The 23,474-nt window shown below is 70.3% G+C and carries 28 protein-coding genes; 9 read left to right on the top strand and 19 right to left on the bottom strand.

Annotated elements, in window-relative coordinates; genetic code table 11:
• Window positions 1-11: 11 nt before the first annotated feature.
• Together RPX00_RS20780 and RPX00_RS20775 are read right to left on the bottom strand one after the other, a co-directional pair.
• Complete coding sequence (locus RPX00_RS20780) at window positions 12-665, bottom strand: response regulator (protein WP_406641607.1); 654 nt, start codon at window positions 663-665, stop codon at window positions 12-14.
• Window positions 653-1,900: a sensor histidine kinase gene (locus RPX00_RS20775; RefSeq protein WP_406641606.1), complete on the bottom strand. Its 1,248-nt coding sequence runs from the start codon at window positions 1,898-1,900 to the stop codon at window positions 653-655. The genes RPX00_RS20780 and RPX00_RS20775 overlap by 13 nt, the downstream gene beginning before the upstream one ends.
• A gap of 139 nt (window positions 1,901-2,039) precedes the next feature.
• On the opposite strand from RPX00_RS20775, the gene RPX00_RS20770 reads away from it, so the two are divergent.
• Complete coding sequence (locus RPX00_RS20770; protein ID WP_406641604.1) at window positions 2,040-2,222, top strand: hypothetical protein; 183 nt, start codon at window positions 2,040-2,042, stop codon at window positions 2,220-2,222.
• A gap of 38 nt (window positions 2,223-2,260) precedes the next feature.
• Entirely contained in the window at window positions 2,261-3,154 is an 894-nt protein-coding gene (locus RPX00_RS20765; RefSeq protein WP_406641602.1) for a CPBP family intramembrane glutamic endopeptidase, read from the top strand.
• On the opposite strand, the gene RPX00_RS20760 is transcribed toward RPX00_RS20765, so the two are convergent.
• Entirely contained in the window at window positions 3,148-3,942 is a 795-nt protein-coding gene (locus tag RPX00_RS20760) for an SDR family NAD(P)-dependent oxidoreductase (RefSeq protein ID WP_406641601.1), read from the bottom strand. The genes RPX00_RS20765 and RPX00_RS20760 overlap by 7 nt on opposite strands.
• Before the next feature lie 16 nt (window positions 3,943-3,958).
• The gene (locus tag RPX00_RS20755) at window positions 3,959-4,696 is read right to left on the bottom strand and encodes a LysR family substrate-binding domain-containing protein (protein ID WP_406641599.1); all 738 of its coding nucleotides are present in this window, start codon (window positions 4,694-4,696) and stop codon (window positions 3,959-3,961) included.
• Between the two features lie 44 nt (window positions 4,697-4,740).
• Between RPX00_RS20755 and RPX00_RS20750 the strand changes: the two genes are divergently transcribed.
• The gene (locus RPX00_RS20750; protein ID WP_406641597.1) at window positions 4,741-5,115 is read left to right on the top strand and encodes a DUF5997 family protein; all 375 of its coding nucleotides are present in this window, start codon (window positions 4,741-4,743) and stop codon (window positions 5,113-5,115) included.
• A 103-nt stretch (window positions 5,116-5,218) separates the two neighbouring features.
• Here the strand turns inward: RPX00_RS20750 and RPX00_RS20745 are convergent, their stop codons facing one another.
• Complete coding sequence (locus tag RPX00_RS20745) at window positions 5,219-5,794, bottom strand: CGNR zinc finger domain-containing protein (protein WP_406641595.1); 576 nt, start codon at window positions 5,792-5,794, stop codon at window positions 5,219-5,221.
• An 83-nt stretch (window positions 5,795-5,877) separates the two neighbouring features.
• On the opposite strand from RPX00_RS20745, the gene RPX00_RS20740 reads away from it, so the two are divergent.
• Complete coding sequence (locus RPX00_RS20740) at window positions 5,878-7,044, top strand: epoxide hydrolase family protein (protein ID WP_406641593.1); 1,167 nt, start codon at window positions 5,878-5,880, stop codon at window positions 7,042-7,044.
• Here RPX00_RS20740 and RPX00_RS20735 read toward each other — a convergent pair.
• From RPX00_RS20735 to RPX00_RS20710, 6 genes are all read right to left on the bottom strand, one after another.
• Window positions 7,039-7,671 (bottom strand): response regulator transcription factor, encoded by a 633-nt coding sequence (locus RPX00_RS20735; RefSeq protein WP_406641592.1) that lies wholly within the window; start codon window positions 7,669-7,671, stop codon window positions 7,039-7,041. The genes RPX00_RS20740 and RPX00_RS20735 overlap by 6 nt on opposite strands.
• Window positions 7,644-8,699 carry a sensor histidine kinase gene (locus tag RPX00_RS20730; RefSeq protein WP_406641590.1) on the bottom strand — a complete coding sequence of 352 codons (1,056 nt, stop codon included), beginning with the start codon at window positions 8,697-8,699 and terminating at the stop codon, window positions 7,644-7,646. The genes RPX00_RS20735 and RPX00_RS20730 overlap by 28 nt, the downstream gene beginning before the upstream one ends.
• Window positions 8,700-8,709: 10 nt before the next feature.
• The gene (locus RPX00_RS20725) at window positions 8,710-9,126 is read right to left on the bottom strand and encodes a hypothetical protein (protein ID WP_406641588.1); all 417 of its coding nucleotides are present in this window, start codon (window positions 9,124-9,126) and stop codon (window positions 8,710-8,712) included.
• 141 nt (window positions 9,127-9,267) lie between these two features.
• A complete protein-coding gene (locus tag RPX00_RS20720) occupies window positions 9,268-10,269 on the bottom strand; it encodes a hypothetical protein (RefSeq protein ID WP_406641586.1) in 1,002 nt (333 codons plus the stop codon).
• A 319-nt stretch (window positions 10,270-10,588) separates the two neighbouring features.
• Window positions 10,589-11,284, bottom strand: coding sequence for an alpha/beta fold hydrolase (locus RPX00_RS20715; RefSeq protein WP_406641584.1), 696 nt, complete (start codon window positions 11,282-11,284; stop codon window positions 10,589-10,591).
• An 84-nt stretch (window positions 11,285-11,368) separates the two neighbouring features.
• The gene (locus tag RPX00_RS20710; protein ID WP_406641582.1) at window positions 11,369-12,142 is read right to left on the bottom strand and encodes an AraC family transcriptional regulator; all 774 of its coding nucleotides are present in this window, start codon (window positions 12,140-12,142) and stop codon (window positions 11,369-11,371) included.
• Window positions 12,143-12,228: 86 nt separating this feature from the next.
• On the opposite strand from RPX00_RS20710, the gene RPX00_RS20705 reads away from it, so the two are divergent.
• Complete coding sequence (locus tag RPX00_RS20705; protein WP_406641580.1) at window positions 12,229-12,993, top strand: sulfite exporter TauE/SafE family protein; 765 nt, start codon at window positions 12,229-12,231, stop codon at window positions 12,991-12,993.
• Here the strand turns inward: RPX00_RS20705 and RPX00_RS20700 are convergent.
• A complete protein-coding gene (locus tag RPX00_RS20700; RefSeq protein WP_406641578.1) occupies window positions 12,986-13,342 on the bottom strand; it encodes an ArsC/Spx/MgsR family protein in 357 nt (118 codons plus the stop codon). The genes RPX00_RS20705 and RPX00_RS20700 overlap by 8 nt on opposite strands.
• 111 nt (window positions 13,343-13,453) lie before the next feature.
• Here RPX00_RS20700 and RPX00_RS20695 point away from each other — a divergent pair, with 111 nt between their 5' ends.
• Complete coding sequence (locus tag RPX00_RS20695; RefSeq protein ID WP_406641577.1) at window positions 13,454-13,987, top strand: GNAT family N-acetyltransferase; 534 nt, start codon at window positions 13,454-13,456, stop codon at window positions 13,985-13,987.
• 334 nt (window positions 13,988-14,321) lie between these two features.
• Here RPX00_RS20695 and RPX00_RS20690 read toward each other — a convergent pair whose 3' ends face one another.
• On the bottom strand, window positions 14,322-14,954 hold the full coding sequence (locus tag RPX00_RS20690) for an FMN-dependent NADH-azoreductase (RefSeq protein ID WP_406641576.1): 633 nt from the start codon (window positions 14,952-14,954) through the stop codon (window positions 14,322-14,324).
• Window positions 14,955-15,038: 84 nt separating this feature from the next.
• On the opposite strand from RPX00_RS20690, the gene RPX00_RS20685 reads away from it, so the two are divergent.
• Both RPX00_RS20685 and RPX00_RS20680 read left to right on the top strand, forming a co-directional pair.
• Entirely contained in the window at window positions 15,039-15,515 is a 477-nt protein-coding gene (locus RPX00_RS20685) for a MarR family winged helix-turn-helix transcriptional regulator (protein ID WP_406641574.1), read from the top strand.
• A 16-nt stretch (window positions 15,516-15,531) separates the two neighbouring features.
• Window positions 15,532-17,121 (top strand): DNA polymerase ligase N-terminal domain-containing protein, encoded by a 1,590-nt coding sequence (locus RPX00_RS20680; RefSeq protein WP_406641572.1) that lies wholly within the window; start codon window positions 15,532-15,534, stop codon window positions 17,119-17,121.
• On the opposite strand, the gene RPX00_RS20675 is transcribed toward RPX00_RS20680, so the two are convergent.
• Together RPX00_RS20675 and RPX00_RS20670 are read right to left on the bottom strand one after the other, a co-directional pair.
• Window positions 17,033-18,406: an MFS transporter gene (locus RPX00_RS20675; RefSeq protein WP_406641571.1), complete on the bottom strand. Its 1,374-nt coding sequence runs from the start codon at window positions 18,404-18,406 to the stop codon at window positions 17,033-17,035. The genes RPX00_RS20680 and RPX00_RS20675 overlap by 89 nt on opposite strands.
• 90 nt (window positions 18,407-18,496) lie before the next feature.
• Window positions 18,497-19,054, bottom strand: coding sequence for a helix-turn-helix domain-containing protein (locus RPX00_RS20670; RefSeq protein WP_406641570.1), 558 nt, complete (start codon window positions 19,052-19,054; stop codon window positions 18,497-18,499).
• Between the two features lie 42 nt (window positions 19,055-19,096).
• Between RPX00_RS20670 and RPX00_RS20665 the strand changes: the two genes are divergently transcribed.
• Window positions 19,097-19,618 (top strand): arsinothricin resistance N-acetyltransferase ArsN1 family B, encoded by a 522-nt coding sequence (locus tag RPX00_RS20665; RefSeq protein WP_406641569.1) that lies wholly within the window; start codon window positions 19,097-19,099, stop codon window positions 19,616-19,618.
• Here the strand turns inward: RPX00_RS20665 and RPX00_RS20660 are convergent.
• The 4 genes from RPX00_RS20660 to RPX00_RS20645 are packed head-to-tail and all read right to left on the bottom strand — an operon-like array spanning window position 19,615 to window position 23,377.
• On the bottom strand, window positions 19,615-20,598 hold the full coding sequence (locus RPX00_RS20660; protein WP_406641567.1) for a hypothetical protein: 984 nt from the start codon (window positions 20,596-20,598) through the stop codon (window positions 19,615-19,617). The two genes, RPX00_RS20665 and RPX00_RS20660, sit on opposite strands and share 4 nt — an antisense overlap.
• Window positions 20,595-21,158 (bottom strand): hypothetical protein, encoded by a 564-nt coding sequence (locus tag RPX00_RS20655; RefSeq protein WP_406641565.1) that lies wholly within the window; start codon window positions 21,156-21,158, stop codon window positions 20,595-20,597. Before RPX00_RS20655 ends, RPX00_RS20660 begins: the two co-directional genes overlap by 4 nt.
• A gap of 48 nt (window positions 21,159-21,206) precedes the next feature.
• Window positions 21,207-22,046 carry an MBL fold metallo-hydrolase gene (locus RPX00_RS20650; RefSeq protein ID WP_406641563.1) on the bottom strand — a complete coding sequence of 280 codons (840 nt, stop codon included), beginning with the start codon at window positions 22,044-22,046 and terminating at the stop codon, window positions 21,207-21,209.
• Window positions 22,043-23,377: an APC family permease gene (locus tag RPX00_RS20645; protein WP_406641562.1), complete on the bottom strand. Its 1,335-nt coding sequence runs from the start codon at window positions 23,375-23,377 to the stop codon at window positions 22,043-22,045. Before RPX00_RS20645 ends, RPX00_RS20650 begins: the two co-directional genes overlap by 4 nt.
• Window positions 23,378-23,474: the final 97 nt, after the last annotated feature.

Below are 23,474 nucleotides of genomic sequence, written 5' to 3'. Positions count from 1 at the left end.
ACCGGGTCCATTCAGCGTCGAGCTTCTTCCAAATACCGCAGCACCGCCGTCACCCGCCGATCCGCGCTGTCATCCGGAGCCAGATCCAGTTTCGCGAAAATGCTGCGAATATGTTTGTGCACCGCGCCGTCAGTCACCACCAGGCGTTCCGCGATCGCGCTATTTCCCAATCCCTCGGCCATTAACGACAGCACATCCCGTTCCCGGGGGCTGAGCCGTTCCAGTCCGGAATCCGCGCGTGTCCGGGTCAACAACTGGGCTACTACCTCGGGATCGATCGCCGTCCCGCCGTCGGCCACGCGGTTCAAAGCCTCCATGAACTCCGTGACCCGGCCGACGCGTTCTTTCAGCAGGTAGCCGAGCCGCGCGCTGCCGCTGCCCAGCAGGTCGGTCGCGAAGGCTTGCTCGACATACGCCGACAGCACCAGCACCGCCAGCCCTGGGCGTCGGCGGCGGGCTTCGACGGCCGCGACGATGCCCTCATCGGTGTGCGTCGGCGGCATCCGGACGTCCACGACCGCGGTGTCCGGCTCGTGTTCGTCTACTGCGGCAAGGAAATCCGCTGGGTTGTCGGTCGTCGCGACGACGTCCAGGCCTTCCGCGCGCAACAGGAGCGCGAGTCCTTCGCGCAGCAACGGGTCGTCCTCGGCGATCACAATCCGCATGGCAGGCTCACAGTCACAGTGGTCGGTCCGCCGGCGGGGCTCGCCAGCTCGAAAGTTCCGTCCAGCGCCTCGATCCGGCGGCGCATTCCGCCCAATCCTGAGCCGCCGGTTTCGGCCGCGCCGCCGCGGCCGTCGTCAGTGATCCGGAGATGTAGCACGTCATCGTGCCGGTGCAGAACCACTTCGACGCTTTGGGCACCGCTATGTTTGGCGACGTTCGTGAGCGCCTCGGCGACCACGAAATACACCGACGCCTCCACCGAAACGGCATATCGGCCAGGCAGGTCCGCGTCGATGGTGCACGGCACCGGGCAGTCCGCGGCGAGTGCGGTCAACGCGTCGGCGAGGCTTCGGTCGGCCAGCACCGGCGGCAGGATGCTGCGCACCACCGCGCGCAGTTCGCCGAGCGCCGTCTCGGTGGCGTCCTGTGCGCGGCCGAGGATCTCGTCGACGTCCGCCGAACCCCGTGCGGCTGCCCGGCGGGCCGCGCCGACCAGGACGTTCACCGCGACCAGGCGGTTTTGCGTGCCGTCGTGCAGGGCGCGTTCGATGCGGCGCAGTTCGGCGGAATGCGCGTCGAGCGCGGCGGCCCGGGTGGCGGTCAGGTGGGCGATCCGCAGCGTGACGTCGGCGTCCGAGCCCGCGGGCAGCAGCCGTCGGCCGGGCAGTGCCTGCAGCCGTGCCATCGCGGGCAGCAGCGCGACCGAAAGGAACGCCCACGCGACGCCGAGCAGCGAAACCGGGAGCGCTTCCGCGAAACTGTGCACCGGCCAGCCGAGTGACGCCGACGCCTCGTCGTCCGGCAGCAAGTACCAGTAGAGCGGGAAAAGCCCGTCCCGCGCGGTGTTGAGCACCATCGTCAGCGCGACGAAGCCGAGCAGGAGACCGGCCAGGCCGTGCACCGCGACCCACAGCAGTTCGCGTTGCACCGTCCGGTCGCGCAGGGCCGCGCCGAGCCGTTCGGGGCCGGGGCCGGGGCTGATGACGTCCGGTTTGATCGCGGTGAGCCGGATCCGTTCCCGGTCGGCGACCGCGTGCACGACGCGCAGCATCGGCCGCGCCAGCGGCAATCCGGCCCCGACGAGGCACAGCAGCCCGACCGCGGCCGCGCCGACCAGCACCAGCAGCGCCAGCACCGAGGTGCCGATCCCGCCGACGAGGTGTTCCAGCGCGTCGAGGGCGGTCCGGACCCGCGCGGTCCACGGACGCGGCCGGGGTTCGCCTGCGGTTGCCATCGCACCTCCTCCCCCGCCGAACCCTAGCCGAGAAATCCGCGCCGGCGCCGCCGCGGAGCGCGAAAGTACAGCCTGCTGTACCTCGATTCTCCCGCGCGCGGGATCGTCGCGGCGAGACCCGGTTCGTAGCGTTCCCGGCATGACGAAATCACCTGCCCGGGAAGGTGCCCGGCCGCTGTTGTGGGGCGTGCTGGTGCTGAGCGCCGCGGCCAACGCGGTCACCTCGGCTCTCGGCGTCAACCTCGTGCTGAGCACCGTGTTCGGGGTCGTCACGCTCGCCGCGGGCATCGCGCTCGTCGCGAATTACCGCTCCCGCCGCTGAGCCCGACCGTCCACAACGGACCCAGAAGGACGAATGCCATGACTGCTTTCCCCGCGCTGCGCGCTTTCGTCGCACGCCGCCCGATCGCGACCTTCTTCACCCTCGCCATCGCACTGAGCTGGCTCGCGTGGATCCCTTACGTGCTCTCGGACAACGGTCTCGGCATTGTCCACTTCGGATTCCCGCCCGTACTCGGCACGACGCAGATCCTGGGCATGCTCCCCGGCGCTTACCTCGGCCCGATCTTCTCGGCGTTCCTGGTCACCGCACTCGCCGAAGGCCGGCTCGGGCTGCGCGTGTGGGTCGGCCGGTTGCTGCGCTGGCGGGTGAACTGGCGGTGGTACGCGCTCGCGCTGTTCGCCGTGCCGGTCGTGCTGACGCTGGCCAGCCTGCCGTTCGCCGGGGCGTTCCGAATTCCCGCCGGGTCGCTGATCCTGGTGTGGGCCTTGGGTTTCGTGCTGCAGGTGATCACCACCGGACTCGCCGAAGAGCCGGGCTGGCGTGACTTCGCGCTGCCGCACTTGCAGCCGAAGTACGGCCCGTTGCGCGGCACGCTGATCCTCGGTCCGTTGTGGGGCGTCTGGCATCTGCCGTTGTTCTTCACCGAGTGGGGACATTGGCCGAACGTGACGGTCTGGTCGGTGCTGGAGTTCGTCGCGACCGCCATCGCGATCAGCTTCGTGATGACGTGGGTGTTCAACCGCAGCGGCGAAAGCCTGCCGATCGCGTTGCTGCTGCACGCCGGGATCAACAACTACCTGTCCGTCGCGTGGAGCGAACTGTTCCCCAGCGCGGACCCGAAAATCGCCGAACACCTGCTCTTCGCCGCCTTCGCCGCCGCCGCGCTGCTCGTGATCGTCGCGACGAGGGGCCGCCTCGGGTATCCCCGCCCGGCGACGGAATCCCCAGACTCGATCCAGATCGTTCAGTAGTAAATCTGGCCGGGGACGCCGCCGCCGACCGCGATGGCGTCCCCGTTGATCGCGACGCTGCGCGGAGACGCCAGGAAGGCCACCACGTCCGCCACCTCGGCCGCGGTCACCAGCCGCCCGATGCTCACTCCGGCGACCAGGCCGTTTTCCAGCTCCGCCACCGAAATCCCGCGCGCCCGCGCGATCTCGGCGAACTTCTCCGGCGTCCGCTCGGTGACCGTGTAGCCCGGGTGCACGACCGTGACGGTGATGCCCTGCGGCCCCAGTTCGTCGGCCAGGTTCTTGGTCATCGCCGCGACCGCGACGTTGCGGATCGAACCGAACGTCGAACCCGCCAGCCGCGCATTGAGGCCGCTGACATTGACGATCCGGCCCCAGCCGCGCTCCCGCATCCCCGGCGCGAGCGCGCGGGCGCAGCGCAGGTAACCGAGCACCTTGGTCTCGATCTCGGTGCGCAGGTCCTCGTCGCGGAGGTCGTCGAGCGGCGTCCGGACTCCGCTCGACGCCGGAGCCGCGCAGTTGACCAGGACGTCTGCCGCGCCGAATTCCGTCCGCACCTGCTCGGCCATCGCCGTCACCGCGGCGTCGTCGGTGGTGTCCGCCGAGATCGCGACCACCTTCGTGCCGTGCCTGCCAACGCTTTCCGCTGCCGCCGCGAGGGCTTCGCCGTCCCGGCCGACGAGCGCGAGATCAGCGCCCTCCGCCGCGAGCGCGTCGGCGACCGCCAGCCCGATGCCCCGGCTGGCCCCCGTGACGACCGCGCACTTGCCCTTCAGACCGAGATCCACGGCTTCTCCCCGAACGTCAGCGACGACGGCGGGGCTTGCCGCGCCCGCCGGGCTTGGGCACGTTCCGGCGACGGGCCGGTTCGCGCTGCGGTTGCGGTTTCTTCTTCGCCGGGGCCGCTTTCCCCGTCTTCGATTGCGTTTCCTGCTGGCCGCGCGTGCTGTTCACGGTGCGGCCGCGCACGATGCCGATGAACTGCTCCACCAGATCGCTGGTCTCGTCCTCCGGCCAGGACAACGCGACCCGCGACTGCGGCGCGTCGGCGACCGGCCGGTAGGTCAGGTCGCGGCGATGGTGCAGCCGGGCCAGCGACTGCGGCACCAGCAGCACGCCGACGCCCGCGGCCACCAGCTCGATCGCGTCGCCGGTCGTCTCCGGGCGCTCCAGCGCGGGACGGCCGGGCAGTTCGTCCCAGCCGAGCGGATCGTCGAGCGGATGCAGCACGAGGTCGTCGGCGAGGTCCTCGATGGACACCTCGTCGGCCGCCGCGATCAGATGGTCCTTCGGGACGACGACCACCGTGGTCTCGGTGTAGAGCGGGATCGCGTGCAGGCCTTCGCGGTCTTCGGACAGCCGCAGCAGCGCCGCGTCCGCGCCGCCCTCGCGGACCAGCCCGGCGGCCTCGGCGGCGGGGACCGCGACCAGGTCAAGCGGCACTTCGGGATGGCGTTCGCCCCAGATCCGGACCCACTTCGCGGGGGTCGCACCCGGAACGTAGGCGAGCCGGAACGCCGGGGGCTGCTCGGCTCCTGTCACGTGGCCAGGCTACCGGCGCGGACGTGCCGGTTACGCTGGTGGGCATGACGGCGCAGAAGACCCCCCAGACCATGAAGCCGGCGACGGCGGCGAAGAAGCTGGGTGTCTACCTCGAAGCCACCCCCGCCGAGTTCCGCGCGGGCGCCGTCTCGCGCGACGAGCTGAACGCCCTGCAGACCGACCCGCCCGAATGGCTGCGCGACCTGCGCCGCAACGGCCCGCACCCGCGTCCGGTCGTCGCGGCGAAGCTCGGCGTGTCCATCGGCGGCCTCGCCCGCGGCGGCGTCACCGAGGCCTTGACGACGGAGCAGATCGAGGCGCTGAAGGCCGACAACCCGGACTGGCTGCAGCGCGAACGCGACACCCAGGCCGAGGTCCGCCGCGAGGCCGCCCGGCTGCAGGCGGAGAAGAACGACTGACCGTCCACTGCGGACCGAGTGCCGCGATCTAGCGGTCCGTGAAGGACTCCATGGGGGAATCAGATTCCGGCAAGGAGTCCTTCACGGACATCGAGCACCGAGGTCACTCCGCTGAGCTGGCCTTCTTGCGCTGATTGGCGTTGAAGCGCGCCTTCTTCTGGCGATTCCCGCACGTGTTCATGTCGCACCACCGGCGGGTGCGGCTCTGGCTGGTGTCGAAGAACGCGGCCTGACAGGTCGGCGACGCGCACAAGGCCATCCGTCCGTCTCGCTCGCCCGAGATGATGCTGACCGCGTCGGCGGCGACCACGCTGAGCGCGTCCTCCACGCTGGCAGCCGGGCTGAGCTGCCATTGCCGCTTGCCCTCCGCCGTCAGGACAGCTGCGGCCCGGCCTTCAACGCTGCGGTCATTGATGATCTGGACCGCGGACGCGGGAAGCGCGGCTTGAGTGGCGGTCGCGGTCGCGGCGGCGTGGATCGCCTCCCGCAGTTCGCGCGCGAGTTCGAGCTGGGCAGGGGTGCAGGAGTCCACGGCGAGACCGCTCACCGCCAGCCAATCGACGAGACGCTGCGGCGTGGGGATGCGCTCCACCGGATCGCCGCGACGCTCGGTCAGCGTCGCCGTGAAGCTCGTCGCCAGCACGCTGCCGAGGCGGAAGTCAGGGAACCCAGCAGGCATGGAACCAGCTTAGCTGGTTGCGAGCTGCCCGACTGCCGTGTTAGAACCGTCTTAGCCGGTTCCACGATGGCCGAGGAGGTCTCATGTCCCGTCCGACCAGCGACGTCCAAGCGTTCGAAGCCCACGCGCCGGAAGCCGATCTCGAGGATTTGCGGGCGCGGTTGGGCGCGGCGCGACTGCCGGAGGCCGAGACGGTCCGCGGCGAGCGCCGGTGGGACCAGGGCGTTCCGCTCGCCGATCTCGCCGAGGTCGTGGACTACTGGCGCACCGGGTACGACTGGCGGGCGTTCGAAAAGCGCCTCGACGAGATCGGGCAGTTCCGCACGGTCATCGACGGTCTGGGAATCCACTTCCTGCACCGTCGTTCCGCGCGGGCGGACGCCACTCCGCTGCTCGTGACGCACGGCTGGCCGGGCAGTATCGCCGAGTTCGTCGATGTCGTCGACGAACTCGCGGATCCGCAAGACCCGAACGCACCGGCGTTCCACGTCGTGGTTCCGTCGCTTCCCGGCTTCGGTTACAGCGACAAACCGGCCAGCACCGGATGGGGGACCGAAAAGATCGCCGCCGCCTGGGTGGAATTGATGGGAAACCTCGGTTACGCCGAATTCGTGGCCCAAGGCGGCGACTGGGGCGGCAATATCACCACGGTTCTCGGCGGCAGGTTCCCGGAGCACGTTCTCGGTATCCACACCACGTTCGCACAGGGAATTCCCGGCCAGACGACGGACGGGCTGACGGCGATCGAGCGCAAGTGGGCGGAGGAAACCCACCATTTCTGGCGACACCGCGCGGCGTACGCGAAACAGCAGGCGACCCGGCCGCAGACCATCGGCTACTCGCTCGTCGACTCGCCGACCGGGCTGCTCGCCTGGATCCTGGACAAATTCGCCGAATGGTCCGACACCGAGGACAGCCCGTTCGAGACGATTTCCCGCGACCGAATTCTGGACAACGTCACCCTGTACTGGCTGACCCGCACTGGTGCCTCAGCGGCCCGCATTTACTACGAAAGCCACAATTCGCTCGACCCCGAACTCCGGGTCGACGTCCCGGCCGCGATCACCATTTACCCCCGCGACATCGAGAAGTACCCGCGTGCCTGGTCGCAGGAGCGGTACCGGCAGATCGTCCGGTGGAACGCGCCGGAATCCGGCGGGCATTTCCCGTCGCTGGAGATGCCCGGGTATTTCGTCAAGGACGTGCGGGAAGGCCTCGCGGCGGTACTGGCCGCGCGCGGCCGGTCATAACCAACCCCGGTCGTCGGCGATCCGCAGTGCCTCCAGGCGATTGCGGGCCCCGGTCTTGGCGATCGCCCCGGACAGGTAGTTCCGGACCGTCCCCGGCGACAAATACAGACTCCCGGCGATCTCCGCCACCGACGCCCCGGAGCGGGCCGCGATCAGCACGTCCCGTTCCCGGGCGGTCAACGGCGATTCGCCCGCCGCGAGCGTCGCCACCGCCAGCGCCGGATCCACCACCCGCTCGCCCCGCATCACCCGGCGGATCGCGTCCGCCAGCGCCTCGGCGGGCGCGTCCTTCACGACGAACCCGACCGCCCCGGCCTCCATCGCCCGTCGGAGATAGCCCGCGCGGCCGAAGGTCGTCAGCACCACCACCCGGCAGTCCGGCACCTGCTCGGCCAGCACCGCGGCCGCCGCGAGCCCGTCCAGGCCGGGCATCTCGATGTCCAGCAGCGCGACGTCGGGCTCGTGCTCGCGGGCCGCGTCCACCACCTCGTCGCCCCGGCCGACCTGGGCGACCACCGCGAAGTCGTCCTCCAGGTCGAGCAGCGTGCTCAACGCCTGCCGGACCAGCGCCTGGTCGTCGGCCAGCAACAACCGGATGGTCACTGGACCGTCACCCGCAACCGCCATCCCCTCGGCCGCACCGGCCCCGATTCCATCTGTCCCCCAGCCGCCGCCACGCGATCCCGCAATCCCGACAACCCGTTCCCGTCCTCCGCCGCGGCGCCGACGCCGTCGTCGCGGACTTCCACCGCATTCGCCGAAACCGTCACCGCACACGAGGTCGCCCGCGAATGGCGGACCACGTTCGTCAGCCCCTCCCGGACGACCCAGCCGAACAATTCCTGATGCGGCCCGTCCGCGGCCGTCGGCAGGTCCGCGCTGATTCCCGCCGCGCGCAGCAATTCCCGGCCGCGCGCGAGTTCGCCGGCGAGCGTCACGTCCCGGTACCCGGACACCGCGGCCCGGACGTCCGCGAGCGCCTGCCGGGAAAGCTGCTCGACCTCGCCGATCTCGTCGACCACTCGCTCATCCCCCTTGGCCGCGAGCCGCCGGGCGAGATTGCTCTTCACCGTGATCGCGGTGAGCGAATGTCCCAGCAGGTCGTGCAAATCCCGCGAAATCCGCGAACGCTCGGCGTCCGCGGCCAGCCGCTGCACCTCCGCGCGCGCCTGCACCAACGCCCGGTTCGCCCGCAACGCCTCCGCGAACGCGACGACCACCAGCACGGTGAACACCAGCGCGGCCGCCTGCGCCCACCCCGGATCGGTGTCCCAGACCGCCCACGGCACCAGCACCGTCGCCGCCGCGGCGGGCGGCACGAGGAGCATTCCCTTACGCGGCAACCGGGGAACGGCGAGCGAGATCACCACCGCGAGCAGGTAAAACGCGTTCTCGTGGGCGATCGGCAGGACGACGGCGAACAGCACCGTCAACACGCCGGTCAGGATCCAGAACAGCCGGCTCCGGACCTCGTAAGCGGCGACGGCCGCCCCGATGTAGCACGCGCAGAACGCCAGCAGAGCCACGACCGCCGTCGGCTGATCCGCGGTCTGGGCCAGCACGATCAGCGGGTACACCAGGAGGCCGGCGTCCAGCACGAGCCGGTGCCAGCCCAATACCCAGCGCCGCGCGTCGGAATCGGGGCCGCGGTCCACGTCGGGCACGCTACCCGGCGAACAGCGAGCGCACGTGCCGTCCGTTGACCAGCACGACCACCGCCAGCAGCAGCACCCCGCAGACGCCCTGCTCAAGCCGGACCCACAGCGGCAGGAATCCCGGAATCGACACGATGACGACGATCGCGACGGTCATCACCGCCGAGACGATCCGGAGCCGCAGCAGCCCTCGTTTCGACCCGTTCGCCGCGCTTCTCGCGAAGAGGAAGGTGAGCAACGCGCTGGCGGCCACGATCGTGGCGCGGACCCAGACGACGTCGGTGACCATCGCCGGGTCGTCGCGGAGGAGAAAGATCGCGCCGAGGGTGAGCACGCTCAGCGCCAGATAAGCCCCGGCGAGGCCGCGGACCGCCCGGAGCGCCGGGTCGGCCCGCGGCACGGAAACCGTTGCGGGACGGGAGTTCATGACTGTCCTTTCCGGACCTTTCCGGCCCGGTGGATCCGGCGCCGCTTGCCCGTCCCATGGTGGGCGGACGGGCAAGCGGGCCGTAGTGTCACCGCGCACCGGCGCGCGATGACATTTGTCAGAACCCGGTCATCCGCGACGTCAGCGGGCGGCGGTGAGCTTCGGCCCGATCGCCGCGCCGACGATCACGAGCACGCCGCCGGCCAGCAGCAGATACGCGCCGAGGCCGATCATCGACAGGTCCTCGGAGAAGATCGTGGCGATGCCCGCGATGTGGATGATCAGCATCACGGTCGCCCGTCCCGCGAAGACGGTGCGGTACCAGCCGAGGCTCTGCGGCGTCAGTTCCCGGCTGCGGATCCCGCTCAGCCAGTAGGCGGATTTCTTGGTGCGCAGCGCGCCGAGCACCCACGGGAGGCTGGACAGCAGCGTCGCAGCGATCACGATGAAGGCGAGGAAGCGCACATACATCGAGGCGAAGCCGTCGGAGCCGGACGGGAGCTTGGTGAAGATGTCGAAGAAGGTGAGCGACGCCGATTGCGAGCCCTTGGTGAAAGTGATCCAGGGGATGAAGAGGGCGACGATCTCGAGGATGCCGCCGAGGGCCGCCGGGATGGCGCCGAGGCCCGGGGTGGTGAGGGGGCGGTTGTCCTGGGGCGCGGGGTAGCCGGCACCCGGCTGCTGGGCGGGGTAGCCGGGCTGTTGTGCCGGATAACCCTGCTGGGCCGGGTAGGCGGGCTGGCCGGGGTACGGCTGGCCCGGCTGCTGACCTGCCTGACCGGCTTGCGGCTGGCCCGGCTGCTGGCCGGGGTACGGCTGGCCGGGCTGCGGTGCACCCGGCTGGCCCGGGTACTGACCCGGCTGCGGCTGGCCCGGCTGCGGCTGGCCCGGCTGCGGCTGGCCCGGGTAGTAGCCCGGCGCGGGCTGACCCGGCTGGGCGGGCTGGCCGTACTGCGGCGATTGCGCGGGCTGGCCGTACTGCGGAGACTGCCCGGGCTGCTGCGCCGGGCCGGGCTGCCCTGGCTGGGCGGCGGGCTGCTGCGGGTACCCGGCGCCCGGCGGGGGCGCCTGCCATCCCGGCGGGACCGCACCCGGCTCCTGCGGCGTGCCCGGCTGCTCTTGTGGACCCCCTGAGGTACTCATGGCCGCCGATGGTAACTGCCGCGCCCGCGCCGCGACCGGCGAAAGCCCGGCTCGGCCATGACAAGTCCGCACAACGGGACGGCCCGGGTCCGCGGCGGCCGCACGCTGCGGCCGCTGACCAGGCCAAACTCCCCTGCCCCGGGCTCCACGCCAGCCGCAGTCGGCCCGGCCGCGCGATCCAGCCGGGCCGGACTGCGCCGCCAAAGGAGACCGCCGAGCCGAGCCATCCAGTGCCCGACCAGCTCAGCGCGAAGTCCCCGACCGCAACGCGGACCGGCACCGCGCGTCCCATCGCGCGGTGCCGACCGGCATCACTCGGTCAAGCGCGCTTAGCCGCGCGCAGGATCAGCTCCGCGACCGCCTCCGGCTGCGACACCAGCACCGCGTGCGAAGCGTCCGCTACCTCGACGACCTCCGCCTCCGCGCGTTCCGCCATGAACCGCTGCGCGGCGGCCGGGATGTTCTTGTCCGCGGTCGGGATCAGGCTGTATACCGGCAGGTCCTTCCACGCCGGAGCGGGCGACGCCTCGTCCAACGCCGCCGCGGCGATCGGGCGCTGGCCGACGGCCATCTGGAGGGCCTGCGCGTCCGGGACGTCCGCGGCGAACTGCTGGTGGAACAGGTCCTGCCGGACGTACAGGTCGACGCCGTTCGACAGCGGCACCTGCTCCAGGGTCTCCCCCAGCGTCCCGCCGGGGAACTTCGCGGCCAGCTCACCAGCGCTTTCGCCCTCGTCCGGGAGGAAGCCGGCGATGTAGACCAGCGCCCGCACGCCGGGGTGCCCCGCCGCCGCGGCCGAGATCACCGAGCCGCCGTAGGAGTGGCCGACCAGGACGATCGGGCCCTCGATGGTGTCCAGCAGAGAACGCACGTACGCGGCGTCCTCGGCGACTCCGCGCAGCGGGTTCGCCGACGCGATCACCCGGTGCCCGGCGGCGCGCACCCGCTCGATCTCCCCGTTCCAGCTGGACGAGTCAGCGAACGCGCCGTGCACCAGAACGACAGTGGCAGTCATGGGGTCCTCCTCAGGAAAGTTCCGAACGGGACCCACTGTACAACTCAGTTGTGCACAATCAAGTTGCACTCAATGAGACATGGGTCACTGGTCGGCCGGGTCGCGGTAGGCGCTGGGCGGGGCGCCGAGCAGGCGGCTGAACATCGTGGTGAAGGCGGCTGGACTCTCGTAGCCGAGGGTCACCGCGACCTCGGCGACCGGAAGGTCCGCGGCGAGCAGTGGGAGCGCGCGCAGCACACAGGCCCGCTCCCGCCAGCGCGCGAAGCTCAGGCCCGTTTCGGCGCGGAACAACCGGTGCAGCGTCCGTTCGCTGACATGCAGCTCCGCCGCCCAGCGTGCCGGCGGATCGTGCACGTCCGGAGCGTCCGAAAAGGACTGACACAGGGCGCGCAGGCCTTCGTGCCGTGGCCACGGGAGTTCCAGCAGAAGCGGGACGCAGCGGGAAAGTTCGTGCAGCAGAAGGGAAATCAGCGTGGCATCGCGGCCGCGGCGCGGGTATTCGGGGGCCACGTCCACGGCTTCGCGCAGCAACTCCCGCAGCAGCGGCGAGACGTCGACGGTCTGGCAGCGGCGCGGGAACCACGGCACCGCGGAAGGTTCGAGGTAGAGGCTGCGCGTGGTCACGTTCATCATCACGACGCTGTGGTCGGTCTCCGGCGGGATCAGCACCGCGCGCCGGGTCGGAACGGTCCACGTGCCGTCGGCCGTTCCGACCCGCATCGCGCCGGTGGCCCCGTAGAGGAACTGCGCGCGGCGGTGGCGGTGCGGCGGCAGGAAATGGTCCGGCGGGTAGTCCGTGCTGATCGCGAGCACGGCGCGCGGGAGGGCGTCGACCTCGTCGAGCGGAACGTTGCGCATGCCTCCAGAGTAGGTGTCCGATTCTCGAAAGGATCTGGCGAATCTTCGGATGCGCGCCGCGCCCTGGACGACCTACCTTGAAGCCAGTGTTGACCTCGATCCTGATTCTTTTGCTCTTCGGCTGCCTCAGCGGCGTGACGACTGTCCTGTTCGGTTTCGGCGGCGGATTCGTCACCGTGCCGGTGGTCGCGGCGGTCACCAGCCGCGGCGACGCGATGCATGTGGCCGTCGCCACGTCCACCGCGGTGATGGTGGTGAACGCGATCAGCGCGACCGTCGTGCAAGCGCGGGCCGGACGGCTCCGTCGCGACTACATCTGGCCGCTCGCCGCGTTTGTCGCCGTTGGCGCCGTGGCGGGCTCGGTGGCCGCGACCTACGCGGGCGACGGGCTGTTGCGGGTCCTCTTCATCGTCTACCTCGCGGTGACCATTGTGGACAGCCTGGCGCGCGGCGGATTCCTTAAGCCACAAGGCGAACCCAAACCGCTGAGCACGTTCACCACGACCGCGGGCGGGGTCGGGATCGGCGCGGTCGCGAGCTTTCTCGGCGTCGGCGGCAGTGTGATGACGGTGCCGTTGCTGCGCCGCAAGGGACTTCCGATGGCGGACGCGGCCGCGATGGCGAACCCGCTCAGCGTGCCGGTCGCGGTCGTGGCGACCGCGGTCTACGCGACGGCGGGCGGCGGACCGTCGGGATACCTCGACCCGATCGCCGGCGCGGCCCTGCTGGCCGGTTCGCTGCCGACGATCGCGCTCGTCCGCCGGATCGCCGACCGGTTGCCGGACAAGGTGCACGCCGTCGCGTACGTGCTCCTGCTGGCGGCTGCGCTGATCGCGGTGGCGGTCAGCTGAGCACCGAGCGGACGGTTTCCTCGTCGCGCGCGACCACGGTGGTGCCGTCGTCGGCGGTGATGATCGGACGCTGGATCAGCTCCGGGTGCCCGGCGAGCGCGGCGATCCATCGTGGACGGTCCGCCGCGGTGCGGGACCAGGATTTCAGCTGAAGTTCACCGGCGATTTTCTCGCCGGTGCGGGTGATGTCCCACGGTTCGAGGCCGAGCCGGTCGAGCACCGCGACGAGTTCGGCCTCGGTCGGCGGTTCCTCCAGATAGCGGCGCACGGTGTACTCCGCGCCCGCCTCGTCGAGCAGCGACACCGCCGAACGGCACTTGGAACACCGCGGGTTCACCCAGATCTCCACCCGCGCAGTCTAACCCGCTCCCCTGCCGGGCGGAGTCCTTGGCGGACAAGAGCCTTCGGTGCGTCCTGGATCACCATCCCGTACCGGGTGGAACGGGCGTACCGTTCGTACATGACCCTGCCGCTGACCACCGACCGTCTCGTGATCCGGGACTGGACGGCCGACGACGCCGAAGCCGCGTACCAGATTTACGGCTCTTCCGATGTCACGCATTGGCTCACCCCCGCCATGGACCGGGTCGCCGACGCCGCCGCGATGCGGTCGGTGTTGCAGGCGTGGCAGGAGGCTCAGCCGAATCTGATCCCGCCCCGGGGGAGGTGGGCGGTGGAGCGGCGGTCCGACGGGCAGGTTATCGGCGGGCTCGGGATCCGGTTGCTGCCGCCGTATCAGGAGGATCTGGAGCTGAGCTGGCAGCTGCGACCCGAGGAATGGGGGCACGGGTACGCGGCGGAGGCGGCGCGGGGGTTGATGGAGTGGGCGTTCCGGCAGGACGGGACGGACGAGTTGTTCGCGGTTGCGCGGCCTAGCAACTCGCGGGCGATTGCTACTGCGGAGCGGATCGGGATGCAGTGGGTGGGGGAGACTACTAAGTATTACGAGCTTCGGTTGCAGGTTTATCGGATTCGGCGGGGGGACGTCGTTTGATGCCCCGGTTTCGCTGGGGTTCTGGTGGTTGCGTGGGGCACCCCGAAGCTTGAGTGTGACTACGGTCTGGGGCTGCTTGTCAAGGCGGGAAAGATGCCTTGACAAGCAGCCCCAGACCGTGTTTTGGCTTCGTATCGGGGTGCGGGGGTGGGCTGGGTGCCTCGCTCGTTGGGTGCATCGGTGGCGGGTGGTCCGTGAAGGACTCCTTGAGGGAATCTAAGTCCGGGAAGGGGTCCCTCACGACCTTCGGTGGCGGTAGTGGGTCGTGAGGGGAACCCTGGGGAATCAGCGTCTGTGAAGGTGGCCCTCACGGGCCGCTTCCGAGTGAGCGGGGTCAGTGGGCGGCGGCGGGGGTCCAGAGGGCGTCGATTTCCCGTTCCGCGGTCGCCAGGCTTTCCTCGGCGTGGGAACGGAATTCGGCCAGTGCGGGGTTGACGCCTGCCATGGTGAATTCCGCGGTGATGAAGCGCGGTTCCAGGCCGGTCAGGGAAAGGCCGTGCGGGAGCCAGCCTTCGGCGTGGTCCCAGCCCTGGCGAGGGGCGCCTTCCCCGTACCCGCCGCCGCGGCTGGCCAGGACTAGCAGTTCCCGGCCGGCGCCCAGTACTGACGGGTCGTCGCCCGCGGAGGCGATCAGGCGGTCCACCCAGGCTTTCACCGAGCTGGGGGCACCGTAGTTGTAGAGCGGCAGGCCCAGCAGCACCGTGTCCGCGGCCAGGACTTCCGCTGCCAGTTCTTCGCCGATTCGGGCGGCCGCGCGCTGCTCTGGAGTGCGCTCGGCAGCCGGGGTGATGCGGGCTGCCCAGGCGACCGGGTCCAGGTGCGGGATCGGGTTCGCGCCCAGGTCACGGTAGGTCACCGTGCCGCCGGGGTGGGCTGCTTGCCAGGCCTGGGCAGCCCGGGCGCTCAGTTTGCGGCTCACCGAGCGGTCGCCGTTGATGCTGGAGTCGAGGTGCAGCAAGTGTGCCATGTCGATGACCGTCCGTAGATAGTTTGCGTTGGACAAACCATTTATAGCACGGCAGCGACCCGGCGCGTCTCGTAGACTGGACGCATGGCCCCGCTGCCGCTCGTCGCCCAGGCTCCGCGCCGGTCTGGGGCGTTGCTCGAGCACTTCGCGCGCCGGATCCGCCTGCGTGCGGAAGGGGTGCTCGCTCCGTTCGGGCTGCGGCCGCGGCATTTGATCGCGCTCACCGTCCTGCAGACGCGCGGTTCCAGCACCCAGCAGTCCCTCGCGCAGATCCTCGAGATGGACAGCACCAACGTCGTCGGCCTGCTCAACGACCTCGAGGCCGGCCAGCTGATCGAGCGGCGGCGCTCGCCGGAGGACCGCAGGCGGCACGTCGTCGTGCTGACCGAGCGCGGGGCGAAGGAGCTGGCGCGGGCGGAGGCGGCGCTCGCGGCGGTCGAGGACGAGGTCTTCGCCGCGCTCGATCCAGACCAGCGCGAGCAGCTCTACAACTTGCTGTTGCAGGCGGCTTCCGGAACGGTCGACAGCAGCGCGTGCACGGAGGAACCTCCGAGCTGCTGACGGGAGGGGGCGGCGAATGGACGGTGCCGCGGAGCGCCTTGCGAGGTACCGCGCGATGCGCAACTTCGCGAAGACCGACGAGCCGTCCGGCGCGAACGCCCCGAAGGAGCCCGGCTACCGGTTTGTCGTGCAGCGGCATCGGGCGCGGCGACGGCATTACGACTTCCGCCTGGAGCTGGGCGGCGTGCTGGTCAGCTGGGCGGTGCCGAAGGGGCCGACGCTGGACCCGAAGGCGCGGCGGATGGCCGTGCACGTCGAGGACCATCCGCTGGAGTACGCCGATTTCGAGGGCGTGATCCCGCACGGCGAGTACGGCGGCGGCGACGTGATCGTGTGGGATCGCGGACGGTGGGAGCCGGTCGACACCGACGATCCCGAGCAGGCGCTGGCGGACGGGAACCTGCACTTCGACCTGTTCGGCGAGAAGCTGGCCGGGCGCTTCGTGCTGATCCATCCGAAGCGGGACGGCGACGGGAAGCAGTGGTTCCTGCTGCACAAGCAGGACGACCACGCCGTCTCCGGCTGGGACGCCGAGGACCATCCGAAGTCGGTGAAAAGCGGCCTCACCAACGACGAGATCGCCGCCGCGCCGCCCGCGTTGTGGCGGGGCGATCTGCCCGCGACCGAGGCGGAAGTGCCGCTGCATCCGGTGTTCGAACCGGCGTCCGAGGAAGAGCTGGACGCGCTGCGCGAGCTGGGCAAGCAGGGCACCTGGACGGTCGCCGGACGGCAGCTGAAGGTCACCAACCTCGACAAGACGCTGATTCCCGGCCGCGAGGGCGAAGCTCCGATCACCAAACGGGAGCTGATCGAGTACTACACACGGATCGCGCCGACGATGCTCCCCTACCTCGCCGGCCGCGCGCTCAACACCAACCGGTTCCCCGGCGGCGTCGGCAAACCCGGCTTCTGGCACAAGGAAGTCCCCGAGCACGCGCCGGAGTGGCTGCACCGCTGGCATTACGAGGCGGCCGACCCGGGCGACGTCCAGTACTACCTCGTGCCCTCCGGCGTCGCGGATCTGGCCTGGCTGGCGAATTTCGCCGCGCTGGAGCTGCACGCCTGGACGTCGCGCACGTCCGACGTCGAGCATCCGACCTGGCTGCTGTTCGACATCGACCCCGGTTCGGAGACGTCCTTCGACGACGTGCTCGCGCTCGCCCGGCTGCATCGCACCGCGCTCGACCACTTCGGGCTCGTCGGGCGGCCGAAGACCACCGGGCAGCGCGGCATTCAGATCTGGGTGCCGGTCGAGCCGCGGTATTCCTACACCGAAACCCGGGCGTGGGCGGAAACCGTGTCGAAGTCGATCGGCAAGACGATGCCGGACCTGGTGAGCTGGGCGTGGCAGAAGGACCGGCGCGGAGGGCTGGCGCGGCTCGACTACACGCAGAACGTGCTGAACAAAACCCTGGTTGCGCCGTACAGCGTGCGGCCGAAGCCGGGGGCGCCGGTGTCCGTCCCGCTGGAGTGGGACGAACTCGACGACCCCGGCCTCACTCCGGATCGGTGGACCATCAGGACGGTGCTCGATCGCGTCGCGGCTGTGGGCGATCCGTTCGCGCAGTTGCTCGACGTGCACCAACGCCTGCCGCGGCTGTCGTGAAAATCCCTGCGGCGGCAACGAAAGCGAAGCCGATCAGCAGATAACGCGCGGACGTCACCATCGACGGCGCGCCCAGGTTCACCAGCAGACCGGCGATCGAGGCGCCGAACGCGGTCGCCATCGTGAGCACCGTCGCGATCGCGGCCGCGGCTTGCTGACCGCTGGCCATCGCGGCGACCGACAGGTGCGGCATCGCGATGCCGATCCCCGTTCCTCCGGCGAGCAGCACGACCAGCCACGCCAGCACCGAAGCGTTTTCCCGCTGCAGCAAGGCAAGCACGACGAACGCGGCCGTGAGCAGCGTCGGGCCGGCCAGGCAGAGCAGCCGGACCCGGCGCGCCGACGAGCTGACGATCTGCCCGGCGGACCAGCCGAACGACAACGCGGCGGAGAAGAATCCCGCCGCAGCGGGCGGTAATCCGCCGAGGTGCTGGCCGAACAGCGGCAGGAACGACTCCACCGAAACTCCGGACGCGAGGCACATGATGGTCAGGTAGATCCAGCGCAGCGGCGAGCCGGAGTACGTCTCAGCGGGCAGCACCCGCACCGCAGCGCGCTTCTCGACGAGCAGGAACGCCAGCACGAAACCGAAGCCCAGCCCGAGGAGCAAAGCCATCGCGACGACGTTCGCCAAGATCCCGGCGACACTCACCGCCCCGACCGCCCCCACCACGGCCACCAGCGCGAAGGTCGGCACCGGATCCGCCGCGCCGCGCTCGCTGCGTGGGACCGCCCGCGGCACCAAAGCGGCTAGCACCACGGCCGCGACCGCAAGCACGACGAACGCCAACCGCCACGAACCGAACTGTGCGAACAACCCGCCGAGCGCCGGTCCGACCAGGTTGCCGACACCGAACATCGCCGAGATCAACGCACTCCCCCGCGCCCACAACTCCGGTGGCAGCGCCGAATGAATCACCGCGAACCCGAGCCCGGTCAGCAATCCCGCGCCCAACCCCTGCACGCCGCGCCCGGCCAGCAGCACCGGCATCGCCGGGCTCACCGCGCACGCCACCGAGCCCGCCGCGAAAACGCCGAACCCGAGGTAGTACGCCGCCGCGTTGCCGAGCCGCGCGAGCGCCCGGCTGACGAACATCGTCGCGACGACCTGCGCGACCAGGAACGCCGTCATGTTCCACGCGTAGAGCCGTTCCCCGCCGATGTCGGCGACCGCGGTCGGCAAAAGGCTTGCCGCCACATAGATGTTGACCGCGCCGACGAGCACACCGCCGGCCAGCACGACCGCGGTGCTGAAGTGCGCGCCCAATTCCCGCCACGAACCCACTCGTTTCTCCTCCCGGATGCGTCTGCGGTCGCATCATGTCCAGGCGGGAGACCCCGGTAATCAGACAAATCGGGAGTGAACTGCGTCACGTCAGCGCTTGGTGAGCACCACCAGATAGCGGCACAACTGTGTCCCGGGGTTCTCGTACGCGCAGTCAACCGGGCGGCCCAGCTGGAGGCAATCGCCTTCGGCAAGCTCGTGCACCACGTCGCCTTCGTGGAACCGCAACTGGCCGGACAGCACCCACACCTGGTGGTCGGCGAACGCGTAGGAGCTGGCCGGGAATCCAGCTTTTGCGCCGGGCGGCAGGTCGATTTCCACCAGCTCGGTCGCCCCGTGACCCGGCGGCGAAACGGCGCGGCGCACGTAGCCGGTGACCGGGTCCTGCCAGGTCGGCTGGTCCTCGCGACGGGCGAGACGGCGGTCGTCGCCCTCCGCGCGGGCAATCAGCTCGGACAGCGTGAGCCCGAGCGCGGTGGCGAGCCGGCTCAGCAGCACGGCCGTCGGCTGCGCTTCGCCGCGTTCGATTTTCCCGATCATGGCACGGGAAACTCCGGAACGTTCGGCGAGCACACCCGCGGACAGCGCCCGGTCTTGACGGGCTTCGCGCACCGCCGCGGCGAGCGAGGCGGAGAGGGGATCGATCACAGTGGTCGACTATAGCAGCGGATCGTGTCTACTATCGTGCACATGCTGATCCGACCTGCCGAAGAACGGGACGCCGAGGCGTGCGCGGCGATCTACGCGCCGTACGTCCGGGAAACCGCGATCTCCTTCGAGACCGAACCGCCGACCCCGGCGGAAATGGCCGCCCGCATCGCGAAGGCGACGAAGTCGTACGCGTGGCTGGTGCTGGAAATCGACGGCGAGGTGGTCGGATACGCCTACGGCAGCCCGTACAAGGAGCGCGCGGCCTACCGCTGGTCGTGCGAGGTGAGTGTCTACCTGGCGCAGGACCGTCGGCGCAAGGGCGGCGGGAAAGCCTTGTACGAAGCCCTTTTCGCTCGCTTGGCCGAGCGCGGCTTCCGGATGGCGGTGGCCGGGATGACGCAGCCGAACGAGCCGAGCGTCGGGCTGCACCGGGCGATGGGGTTCGAGCTGGTGGGGACCTGGAAGCGGATCGGCTGGAAGCACGGCGCGTGGCGCGACGTCACGTGGATGCAGCGGGAGCTGGTGCCGGAAAGCGACGCCACGCCGGAGGAACCGCGTTAATCCACGCCCAGGTCGAGTTCCTCGATGTCGTGTTCGAGCCGGGCCCGCCAGGACCACTTCGGTTCCGTCCAGTCGGTGTCCGACGGCGGCGGCTCGCCCAGCGGCAACGCCTGGTCGGCCACGCCGTGCGTCACCCGGTACGCCAGCGCCGACGTCGCCGCGCGGATCCACTTGTCCCCCGCCGCTCCGGACGGCGGCGCGACCCCGAACGCGTGCGTGAACCACACCGGCAGCAGCGCACTCGACCCGATCGCGTCGGTGATTCGCTCGCGCAGCTTCGCGTGCAGCTCTTCCCAGTCGCGCTCGCACTTCTCGATCTGCGGCAGCACCCGGGTCCGCGTCACCTCGTCCGCCGACAGAACCTGTTGCGCCGCTTCGGCATCCTGCTGCGCGGCGGGCAGCTGACGATCCAGCACGCCACGCCGTCGAGCGACCACTTCGGACAGTCGCGACTCCGCGTCGTCGCGCTCCGGCGTGCCGCGTTCGGCTTTCGCCAGCACCTCCAGCACGGCGATCAACGCTTCTTCGCTCTGTGCCAACGCTTCCCGCGCCTGCGGCAGGCGAGCAACGTCCTCTTCGTACGGTCGGCGCTGAGTCGGCGTGAGCAGCTGCGCGGCCAGGCTGTGCCGCCGTTCCGCCTCCGCGGCGAGCTGCCGGAGCCGGGGGCCGACGTCGTCCAGGTCGACCACCGGCACCTTCTCCGACACCCGCACCGCGCGTTCGAGCACCAGCAGCCGCTGCCGGAGCCGTTCGAGCTGCTTGGCCGTGTGGTCCAGCCGGGTTTCGTGCCGGGAATGCGTTTCGGTGAACGCTTCGACCGTCTCGCGCAGCTCGGAAAGCTCGCGGCCGGTGCGGTTTTCCAGGTCGTCGAAGGTCTCCTGCATCCCGCCGACCGTGTCGGTGAGCGCGAGCAGTTCCGGGTCGTGCTCCTCGCCCTCTTCGACCGGGTAGTACTCGGTGTCGCGGTAGTACTCGGTCATCGCGTCTCCTGCACGAGGAACGCCACGGTCGCCGCCGTCGCGAGCGCGGCCAGGACCACCACGACCGTCTCCGCCGACGGCCCGGCCCCGATGAGCGCCACCGCGGTGAAGACCGCCGCCAGCGCCCCGGCGTACGCGGCTCGCTGCCGACGGCTGACCATCAGCGGCGTCGGACCCAGCGGCCCGAACGCAATCCGCAATCCGGCACCCAGCAACGGCAGCGCGAGCAGCAACCAGACCGCGTTGAGCGCGCCGAACAGCATCATCGCCCCGCTCACCATCCCGACCGCCACCGGCGCGACCGCCAGGTACAGCGTCGTCCGCTGCGCCCTGCCGCGCTTGGCTTCCAGCCGGGCGAGCCGCACCTGCTCGACGGCGGCGTCGACCTCCTGCTCGGTGCGCAGCAGTGCCTCCGCACGCTCGACCAGGGAGTCGAGCATCTGCGTGCGTTCGTCCTCCGCCTGGTCCGGCAGCAGCGTCAGACCCGCGCGCAGCTCGCGGCGGAGCGCGGAGGCGCGCGCCATCGCGTGGTCGCGCTGGTCTTCTGCGGGCGTAGTCACCTCGCCACTGTAGGTACGAAACGCACCGAAGACCGGGAACGACGCGACTCAAAGCCGCAACAGGTCCCGGCCGACCACGACCTCGCCGCCGAATCCCTCGGCCGCGTGCTTGGCCCAGACCTCGTCGGGGATGTCGGCGTCGGTGGGCACGAAATGCGACAGCACGAGGGTCCCGACGCCCGCTTCCTCGGCCAGCGCCCCGACCCGTTCGACGCTCGTGTGGCTCGCCAGCAGATGGTCCCGCAGCGTCGTGCCGTTGTACCGGCCCACCATGGCATCGACCGCCGGGACGTACATGACCTCGTGCACCAGCACATCGGCACCGCGCGCGAGCCGGACGAGGTTCTCGCACGGCGCGGTGTCGCCGGAAACCACGATGGAGCGGTCCGCGGTGTCGACGCGGTAGGCGAAGGCGTCCACGATCGGCGGATGGTCCACGCGGGCCGCAGTGATCCGTACGTTGTCGTCCTCGAAAACCACGCCGTCCGCCTCGACCTCGTGGGGATCGAGCAGCTCGTCCAGCGGACGCAGCCCCTCGTCGCCGACCCGGGTGTCGATGTCGAAGCGGTTCATCGCCAGGAAGTGCCGGGTCATGTCCCCCAGCGGCGGCGGGCCGAACGCGGGGACGCGTCGTTCCAGGTTTGCGGCCCAGGCGAGCAGGTAGAGATTGCCGTAGTCGGCGTTGTGGTCGGAGTGGTGGTGGGTGATGCCGATCGCGCGCAGCGAGTCGAGCGGGATCCCCGCGTGCACCAGCTGCCGGGCGACTCCGTTGCCGCAGTCGAGCACATACGTGGCACCGTCGACGACGATCGCCTGCGCCGGAGCGCTCCGGGTGCGTTTCGGCGCGGGACCGCCCGCCGTGCCGAGGAGGATGAGCTGCGTGGTCATGCATACTCGCTTTCGAGGTTGAAGGAAGCCGTTCGCGACCGGCGCGCCAGCCAAACGACGAGCCCCAGCACGCTCCAGGCTGCCAGCGCAAGCAGCGCCGGCAGGGTGATTTGTTTGAGCAGCAACCAGGTCTGCCCGGCGAGGATCGCGACGCCGAGCACGGACAGCACGATCTGGGTCGCCCGGCGCATCCGGAACGGGGCCACCGCGTGCAGTTCCGGACGCAGCCGGCGCAACCGCCACGACGCGATGATCAGCAAGGTGAGCAAGGGCCCGGTGACAATCGACGTCATGGCCGCGATGTTCGCGACGCTGAAGCCGGCCAGCACCGGGACCACGCCGATCAGGTAGAGGATCACCAGCAGCCAGTGCGGGGTGCCGAACCGGCGGTTCACCGCGCCGAGCCCGGCCGGGAGCCAGCCGTCGCCGGTCGCGGCCAGCACGGGTTTCGTCGCGGCCAGCAGCAGCGAATTGATGTGCCCGATCACCGACGCCATCGCGCCGCCGAGGATGAAGAACGCGAACCCGCCCGGGGACAGGATGTGCCGGGCGACGTCGGACATCGGCTTGCCCGCGGACGCGTCCGCGCCGAGCACTCCCACCGACGGGATCGCCACGATCACGTAGATCACCGCCGCGACGAGCGTGCCGCCGACGACCGACAGCGGGATGTCGCGGCCAGGACGTTTCATCTCGCCGCCGATGTCGGCGATGAGGAAGGCGCCGGTGGTGGCGAAGGTGAGCATGGCCGCCGCGTTGAGCAATCCGCTGACGCCGTGCGGGGTCAGATTCCCGAACTCGCTCCACCGCACCTGCCCGATGCCCGCGATCCCGTACAGCAGGAAGGCGGCGAGCATGACCGCCGCGAGCACGATGCCGACCCGGCTGGAGAACGTCGCGCCGGCCAGGTTCGTCAGGAAGAACACCGTGATCAGCGCGACCGCCAGCGGTCGGACCGGAACGCCTGGCACGAGCGCGCTGACGTAGTTCGCCCCGGCCAGCGCCATCAGGCTGAGCTGGATGACCGACACCGCGGACAGCCACATCGACGCGAATCCGGCCGCGGGCGAGACGAGCCGCGCGGCGTAGGTGTAACGGCCGCCGGTGACCGGCATCGCGCTGCCGAGCGACGCGATCGGCAGCGAATAAACGATCACCGCCAGCGCCGCGACCGCGAAGGCGATCGGCGCGCCCGCGCCGGTGAGGGCGATCGCGGTGCCCATCAACGCGACGACCCCGCCGCCGACGACCTGATGGAACGAGACTCCGACGGCTTGGAAGAGGGAAATGCTGCGCTTGAGGTTCGCGGGCTGCGGTTCGGTCGGCGTCATAAGCACTGCCTCCTGCTGGCCGTTGTCGGTCGGCACAGCGTGACCCAATCCGCGAAGGTTCGGAAATACCGAATGTCCGCCGCGACATAGCCGTCCG

The sequence above is a fragment of the Amycolatopsis sp. WGS_07 genome, from assembly GCF_045278895.1.
In the GTDB taxonomy this organism is placed as follows: Bacteria; Actinomycetota; Actinomycetes; order Mycobacteriales; family Pseudonocardiaceae; genus Amycolatopsis.
The sequence above is the reverse complement of the archived record's forward strand: the minus strand, read 5'-3'. Positions and strand labels throughout refer to the sequence as shown.

Coding starts and splice junctions, on each gene's coding strand:
- RPX00_RS20720 (WP_406641586.1), bottom strand. CDS start 10,269: ATGAGTACCTCAGGGGGTCCACAAGAGCAGCCGGGCACGCCGCAGGAG.
- RPX00_RS20740 (WP_406641593.1), top strand. CDS start 5,878: ATGTCCCGTCCGACCAGCGACGTCCAAGCGTTCGAAGCCCACGCGCCG.
- RPX00_RS20745 (WP_406641595.1), bottom strand. CDS start 5,794: ATGCCTGCTGGGTTCCCTGACTTCCGCCTCGGCAGCGTGCTGGCGACG.
- RPX00_RS20650 (WP_406641563.1), bottom strand. CDS start 22,046: ATGACCACGCAGCTCATCCTCCTCGGCACGGCGGGCGGTCCCGCGCCG.
- RPX00_RS20750 (WP_406641597.1), top strand. CDS start 4,741: ATGACGGCGCAGAAGACCCCCCAGACCATGAAGCCGGCGACGGCGGCG.
- RPX00_RS20770 (WP_406641604.1), top strand. CDS start 2,040: ATGACGAAATCACCTGCCCGGGAAGGTGCCCGGCCGCTGTTGTGGGGC.
- RPX00_RS20690 (WP_406641576.1), bottom strand. CDS start 14,954: ATGGCACACTTGCTGCACCTCGACTCCAGCATCAACGGCGACCGCTCG.
- RPX00_RS20765 (WP_406641602.1), top strand. CDS start 2,261: ATGACTGCTTTCCCCGCGCTGCGCGCTTTCGTCGCACGCCGCCCGATC.
- RPX00_RS20685 (WP_406641574.1), top strand. CDS start 15,039: ATGGCCCCGCTGCCGCTCGTCGCCCAGGCTCCGCGCCGGTCTGGGGCG.
- RPX00_RS20660 (WP_406641567.1), bottom strand. CDS start 20,598: ATGACCGAGTACTACCGCGACACCGAGTACTACCCGGTCGAAGAGGGC.
- RPX00_RS20735 (WP_406641592.1), bottom strand. CDS start 7,671: ATGGCGGTTGCGGGTGACGGTCCAGTGACCATCCGGTTGTTGCTGGCC.
- RPX00_RS20645 (WP_406641562.1), bottom strand. CDS start 23,377: ATGACGCCGACCGAACCGCAGCCCGCGAACCTCAAGCGCAGCATTTCC.
- RPX00_RS20780 (WP_406641607.1), bottom strand. CDS start 665: ATGCGGATTGTGATCGCCGAGGACGACCCGTTGCTGCGCGAAGGACTC.
- RPX00_RS20775 (WP_406641606.1), bottom strand. CDS start 1,900: ATGGCAACCGCAGGCGAACCCCGGCCGCGTCCGTGGACCGCGCGGGTC.
- RPX00_RS20725 (WP_406641588.1), bottom strand. CDS start 9,126: ATGAACTCCCGTCCCGCAACGGTTTCCGTGCCGCGGGCCGACCCGGCG.
- RPX00_RS20695 (WP_406641577.1), top strand. CDS start 13,454: ATGACCCTGCCGCTGACCACCGACCGTCTCGTGATCCGGGACTGGACG.
- RPX00_RS20680 (WP_406641572.1), top strand. CDS start 15,532: ATGGACGGTGCCGCGGAGCGCCTTGCGAGGTACCGCGCGATGCGCAAC.
- RPX00_RS20710 (WP_406641582.1), bottom strand. CDS start 12,142: ATGCGCAACGTTCCGCTCGACGAGGTCGACGCCCTCCCGCGCGCCGTG.
- RPX00_RS20665 (WP_406641569.1), top strand. CDS start 19,097: ATGCTGATCCGACCTGCCGAAGAACGGGACGCCGAGGCGTGCGCGGCG.
- RPX00_RS20715 (WP_406641584.1), bottom strand. CDS start 11,284: ATGACTGCCACTGTCGTTCTGGTGCACGGCGCGTTCGCTGACTCGTCC.